Genomic DNA, 6,818 nt, shown 5'->3' with positions numbered 1-6,818 from the left:
TGTGATATTCGTTCCTAAGTGATATCTAAACCTTCAAGCGCCCACTGATCACGGTTTTCGCAGAGCCAATCAACTTTATGCGTCCATTAGCCAGAAGTTCTGTCGAAATATAGCCTCCACGACGAGAGGCTTGGTATGCATTAAAACAATACTTATTCAGTTTCTGAGCCCAGTATTGCGTGAGAGCACAGTGCGCCGAGCCAGTTACTGGGTCTTCATTCGTGCCAACCCAAGGCGCGAAATAGCGAGAGATAAAATCAAGCTCAATATTGGATGAAAGCGCGGTCACCACAACACCTCTACCCTTCATCTTCTTGAGGGCATCAAAGTTGGGGGTTAGGTCTAAAACAACCTGCTCATTGGTCACCTCGATAAACGTTTTAGAGTCGAACTCCATGTATGACAACACTTGACTGTTCTCAATACCTAGATGTTCCAACAGCCTAGTATCAACCTCTACACTTGATAATTGAGTACCCGGGAAGTCTAACTCGATGGACGAGTCACAAACTGTGGCAGTTAAATCACCAGATAAGGTCTGAAATACGATCCTGTCACTGGCTTTTACTAGTCCTTTTTCTTTCATCACATGAACCGTCGCCAAAGTGCCGTGCCCGCACAGCTGAACTTCTACTTCCGGCGTAAACCACTTAAGAGTCATAGATTCTAACGCAAGGAAAGCCGTTTCTGGAACCGCCATCTCATCCGCAATAGAAAGCATTAATGCTTCATCCAACACGTGTTGAGAAATACAGACACCTGCAGGATTGCCTTTAAAAGCTTGGCTAGTGAATGAATCGACTTGATATATTTCTAAATCCACAATGTCTCCGACGATTGAAATGAATGACAACGTTCGACCACAATAAGCACAAACTCCTTGTGCCACAAGTCATTAGTCAAAATTTCTCAAGGGGTGACCGATAGAATAAGCCAATGATAAATAATGAGTTATCGAACAACAGCATGATTTAGAAGAATGGACCCATTAAGCTTGCTCTGGAGCGTCTCCTCCTTTTTCAGCGCTTTGTTTTATCGCTTCTCACCGTCGCTCCATATCGAAAACCTAGCGATTGGGATAGCGCTAACTAACACCATGCTGATGGTTTTACTTCAAGTAAAACCTAGGCAATTGCGTGCGCAGCATAATGTTTAAGTAGAATTAGAGGCGTAAATTTGAAGCAGGTCTCAAATTTTGCGCTAGGATCTAGTTAAACAAAGAAGAGAAAGGAATCCGTCAGTGAAGGCATTTTATGTTTCAGTTCTCGTGTCCGCATCCTTTTCGCCTGGGTTAGTATTTGGTCAACAACATGAAATTTATCTCTACAATTGGGATGAGTTTTTATCCGAGAGCGTCATTGAAAAATTGAATGACACCTATGGCATTGCATTAAAACAGCAATACTTTTCAGACGAATCGATTCGTGATGAAGTCCTATTGAGCGAACGCCGCGGTGCCTTTGAACTGGTTGTGATCGAGAGTATGAAGCTCAAAGCGTTGGCTGAGCAAAACCTATTTCACAACCTCAGTGGCATGCAGCAATCTCTCGCAAACAACTTTGACTCTCGATGGGTTGATGGATGCGGCGACTATGGCATCCCTTATGCTTGGGGAACATCGGGCATATTGTACCGTAGCGATAAAGTCGACACTCCTAATTCATGGAAAGCCATATTGGATCCTGAAACCGAAAACAGTGGCCGAATTAGTATGTATTACGAGCCAACAGATCTCGTGAGTGCTGCACTTCTACTCAACCAATTCGAACCATTCACAAACAATGAGCAGGAGCTGAGAGTTGCCTACAAAACCTTGCAAACTCAAAAGCCCCACCTTGAGAGTAATGAATACGTCGTCGACTATATCCACCGCCCAGAAAGACTGGCCAATATAGACTTGGCTTACGGGTATTCTGGAGACAGTTACATATTGAATGAGGTCGATCCCGAAGCATCATGGGCCTATATCGTTCCTCAAGAAGGCACAACCCTTTGGTTGGAGTGCATCGCAGCGATTAACAACGGAGAACTATCAGAACAAGCATCAACGATACTCTCCTTTTTGTCACAACCCGAAATTGCAGCTCAAAACGCAATGGACTCCTGGTTCGCCACACCAAACTCAAAAGCTAAGGCTTTGACCTCTCAAGAGTATCAAAACGACCCAGAGCTTTTCCCTAGCCAAGAAGTACTAGAACGCAGCTATCTGTATCAGCCCCTTGAACCGAATAGCCTTCAAATTCGTAATCGTATTGTTGATAGTTTGAGATAAGAAATGCCTGTATTGAAGAAACTGTATTTTGTACTTATCCCAGCACTGCTACTCGTATTCGCAGTCTCGGGATTCATTACCTACAACTTCGCCTCAAACCACACCAAGCACATGTACTTAGACGAAGTGCAGTCCGATGTTAATACCGCGCTGGTTGCGGCTGAATATGAGCAATTGGGGCTATCTTTGCTCGTCAAAGATATCAGTTCATCGTTACAATTCTTGCGTTACATTCAAAATCCTACTGACTATACAACCCTATCTCTTTTAGAAAAAAGAGTATTGCGAGTTCTCAATCAAAGCCATGTTAATCAGTTCGGTCAACGCAACATTTACATCATTGATCCAAAATTTAAACTCACACTATCGACATTACGAGTTGACCCTTTTGAAGACTTAAAGATACCGGACAGTATCTACGAGCGGGTCTTCGACATTTACACCTCATTAATCAACCAAACTGAACTATCCCAAGAGGGCTTTTCATACATATCGGCTAATGGTGGATTAAGATATGCCTATGTTGCCGCCATCGACCCTTACCTAGTTCCTCAAGATAAACGAGCCAACACAAGCTCAAACCGATACATCTTAATTGCAGACGGTCCGCTAAAGCAGCTCTCAAACTTGCTCATTAGCTATAATGACGACGACAACATGCAACTTTTGATTGAACCATCAAATGAACCAGAAAACATTGAAAATACTCAGTTTATTATCAAGTCATTTGAACAGAATAAAGACAGTATTAACGTTCAAATGAACAGTCGTCACTTCCTTGCTCAAGTCAACATTCGAGAACAGAAATTTAACATGGAAAAAGCCATGATCGCTCAGCACACCTTCTTAGGATTCCTAGCGACTTTGTCTTTTATCATGCTCATTGTTCATTTGGTAGTGCGTTACCAATTGGTGCGTCCGCTCAAAGACCTTCTCCACGAAATATCGATTGGAGGGCTCAAACTCAGGTACTTTAAACGTTCATCAGGACAAAGTGAGATTGACGGGCTAAAGAATGCGTATATCGACTCACTAACAGAACTGAAATTTGAAGCTGAATTTGACCAACTAACTAAGTTGGCTAACCGCCGCTCATTCATTCGACATCTTGATGTGCGCCTAAAAAGCTCGATGAGTACACGCTGCTACTTAGTTTGCTGGGACATCATGGACTTTAGGAAGATTAACGACCTATACGGCGCAAAAGTCGGTGATAACGTGCTAATTAGCTTGGCGAAAGCACTTAGAGAAACGTTACAAAATCAACAATCTTCCTTTGGCTTTAGTTGCAGTGATTATTCATTGGCAAGGCTGGGAGGCAATCAATTCATCGCCATACTAGAAATGGCTGAACACCAATCGATAAACGAAGAGATCGAGAACATCAATAACGCCTTAACCGGCACAACCTTCCTTGATTACTATGGCTTTCGTTTAACTATCGCTACGGGCGTGCTCCCGGTTGACACCCCTAAATTTGAAGAGATCTGGCACCGTTGTATCGATGCAATGTTGATAAATGCCAAGGCTCACAGTGACGGAGATAGTCGCATCGTTTATGGCGAAGAGCTCATCCATTCCTTAAAAAGACACGATATTATCGAGAAAAGGCTTTTAGAGTGCTGTGAGAGCGATAACTTTGAGCTACGCTTTATGCCCATATTTAATGCAAAGACATTAGAAATCGATGGTGCTGAATGTCTTATTCGTTGTCCTGCTCTCGCTGATATCAAAGCTGGACCAGACGAATTTGTAACAGTCGCAGAAAAAAGCAACTTGATATCGAAAATCGATATGTGGGTAATAGGAATGGCGATTAAAAGCTACAAAGAGCTTTCCGATATCCATAAATACAAAGGTACCTTATCTATCAATATCTCGGCGATGGAGCTCTATAACCGTAATTTCGCAGACAACATTCGCAAGGTAATAGAACGTTTTAAAGTGCCACCAGGCAATATCATCATTGAGATCACTGAGACCAGTTATGTGAAAAGCACCAAACTGACGGTGCAGACAATTGAGAGCATCCGAAGCCTGGGGCTAAAAGTGTCACTCGATGATTTTGGCACAGGTTACACAGCGTTTAATCAGTTGCTTCATTACCCTGTCGACGAACTTAAAATTGATAAGAGTTTTATCGATCATATCGTCTATGACAAAGCGGACCGTAAAATGGTGGAATCAATGGTTAATTTGGGACATTCCTGTAACACCTTGGTGGTCGGAGAAGGCGTTGAATGTATAGAGCAGTACCAGTACCTGCGCAAAGCCAACTGTGACCTGATACAAGGCTATCTGTTTAGCCAGCCACTCACTTACACTGAGTTTATCGAGTTCATCCGCGACCACAAGCCGAATACCTTCCTAGAGCAATGTTCGATGCTTGACGAGATCAATGAAGATCGTATCGTGGCACTGTGCCAGAAAAGCAACCAATAAAAAGCGAAAGAGAGAAAGCGCTTTTGCATTAACAGCAGTGCTGTCGCCTACCAACGCTAACAAACAATCTAGCTTTATCTCGAGCCTTCTTCCTAAATCTAGGGGGATGCTGTATTCAATAGCTTCTGGGGGCTTGGGAAGACGTTTTTGACCACGAGGGCATATAAAGAATCAAAGCTCTCTGATATGTACTTCGTACCGTCAGGAAAGCAGAAAGTGACTCTACGGGATTAATAAAGGCGAATAAAAGCTAAGCTATGACCCTCACTGTGACGTTACATATTGGTTAATAGTTCCATCATATCTTTGGAGCTGATATTCTTCTTGTGCCTCACAACAGCATCAATCATCAATTCTAAGTTACCAGCTGCAATATAGTCACTCAGAACGTCTTTAAACTGTTCTTGTATCTCATTGCTCGCGTAGAGGTGCTCGGGTATAAAGAATAAAAACTGGCTGCCACTGCTACGAAATGAAACCGTACTCTCTGGAATCTTGGCCGACAAAGATTTAGCAGCTGAGCTCACTACCAAATCACCATATTCAAGGCCATATTTCTGGTTAATTTCACTCAAGTTTCTTATGCGAACAAAATAGAGATCAAAATTACTCTCTTTGGGATAATTATGTTTAATAAATTTCATCAAGGAAACACGATTTTGGAATCCTGTGATGAAGTCTGTAGTGTAAAGCCTTCTTTTAGCTGAAAAATCAGCGTAAAAAATTATGCCAGTCGCGATCAGAACTAATGCGAGAAGCACACTACTAAACATGTGCATTTTTACCAGCCTTTCGACTAATGAGGTATTCTCTTCAATCACAGGACTTTGCAGTCGAAATTTTTCATTAATAAAGTCCACCAGCGTGTCGTAACAAATAGCGATTTTTTTCTGCAGTGATTCCCTCGACAACTCCCCCTCCTGAACGAGTTTTATTGAAGACTCTAACGATTTAAACTTTTCAAATTCTGAAGAGAAATAAGGCTTGAAGTTCGCAGCTTTAATGAAGTTAGAAGACTCATTGCTGTTTAGTAAAATATCAAAACGACTCCAGGTAATATCATAGGCTAACCGCAATTCATCATAATTGAGGTTGCCTGAACGGCTCACCATCATGAAATTCGCATATTCCTTTACCAATTGAAAAACAAACCACGTTGCTTCGTTTTGTCGGCTCGAAAAACTCTTATTGATATCGTTAATACGCGTAACACTGTAGATATTCACACTAAGCACCACCACAGCCAATGCCAAAACGGCGATCTTGATGGTAGACAAGGGAAACAGTTTTTTCATGATAGCCCTCTACAAATGAATATCTCGTATCTGCCAGATCATTTTTGCGTGGAAATCGGTATTGTTGATTTCAGGCTTAGACGACAAGGGATAGATCAGCCAGTACGGCCCCTTCTCTCTCACCGGCATAAACTGACCATTTCGCTTAATCGCAATAATCGGCTGATGGTCATAAAAATCTTCTTTTGGTATCGCCACTTTATAATCGTTTAGAGCCACAATAGTAACCAGAGGTGGCATCGATAACTCCAAACCTTCTAAAACGACCTGCAGAGTAACGCCACCATATACATATTCACCTTCACTCCATGGAAGCGCTGTTGTGATTTCAGTTTGAGGTAACTGCAGTAGTTGCTCTCGACTCAATTCATGCTTTTTACCCGTATGCTCGAAAACGGATAAATTCGAAGATGCAAGCACAGACAGCGAATACGATAAAAGGAAGACAAGAAGAGTAGTTCTCATTTTAAACTCCATTTAAAAAGGTCACTAAATTGAGTCTAGTTCAAATTGTGCGCATCACTCGCCTAACCAAGGCTTAATTTGCCTAAAACATTCACTCATCCCAGCTCAAACCGTATTGCGACTATCAGCAGAGTCTTTTAAATAGCACGAGCTCTTTTACTCCCTCAGTAATCCAATTCCCCGTGTGAATACGTAGTGACTGATAAAATTGACAAGAAAAATGGGGCATTTAGTAGCGATATTCCGTGACACTGCATAACCTTTAATCGAACGTAAGTCATTTTAAGAGCCCAATTAACTGCTGTGAGCCGTTGTAAATATCATCAGCCTATATTGTCTAACTC

The 6,818-nt window shown here is 42.1% G+C and carries 5 protein-coding genes; 2 read left to right on the top strand and 3 right to left on the bottom strand.

Features of this window, described 5'->3' with window-relative positions; translation table 11 throughout:
• Positions 1–25: 25 nt before the first annotated feature.
• The gene (locus BCT81_RS00220; RefSeq protein WP_102422929.1) at positions 26–823 is read right to left on the bottom strand and encodes a PhzF family phenazine biosynthesis protein; all 798 of its coding nucleotides are present in this window, start codon (positions 821–823) and stop codon (positions 26–28) included.
• 417 nt (positions 824–1,240) lie between these two features.
• Here BCT81_RS00220 and BCT81_RS00215 point away from each other — a divergent pair, with 417 nt between their 5' ends.
• Positions 1,241–2,272 carry a spermidine/putrescine ABC transporter substrate-binding protein gene (locus tag BCT81_RS00215; protein WP_102422928.1) on the top strand — a complete coding sequence of 344 codons (1,032 nt, stop codon included), beginning with the start codon at positions 1,241–1,243 and terminating at the stop codon, positions 2,270–2,272.
• Between the two features lie 3 nt (positions 2,273–2,275).
• Entirely contained in the window at positions 2,276–4,714 is a 2,439-nt protein-coding gene (locus BCT81_RS00210; RefSeq protein WP_102422927.1) for a bifunctional diguanylate cyclase/phosphodiesterase, read from the top strand.
• Positions 4,715–4,989: 275 nt separating this feature from the next.
• Here the strand turns inward: BCT81_RS00210 and BCT81_RS00205 are convergent, their stop codons facing one another.
• Positions 4,990–6,009, bottom strand: coding sequence for a diguanylate cyclase (locus tag BCT81_RS00205; RefSeq protein WP_102422926.1), 1,020 nt, complete (start codon positions 6,007–6,009; stop codon positions 4,990–4,992).
• Positions 6,010–6,018: 9 nt separating this feature from the next.
• Positions 6,019–6,474 carry a hypothetical protein gene (locus BCT81_RS00200; RefSeq protein WP_102422925.1) on the bottom strand — a complete coding sequence of 152 codons (456 nt, stop codon included), beginning with the start codon at positions 6,472–6,474 and terminating at the stop codon, positions 6,019–6,021.
• Positions 6,475–6,818 lie beyond the last annotated feature (344 nt).

Origin of the sequence: Vibrio sp. 10N.261.52.A1 (assembly GCF_002876325.1) — a bacterium.
Classification (GTDB): Bacteria; Pseudomonadota; Gammaproteobacteria; order Enterobacterales; family Vibrionaceae; genus Vibrio; species Vibrio chagasii.
Note: the sequence above shows the minus strand (reverse complement) of the source record. Positions and strands in the feature narration are given on the sequence as shown.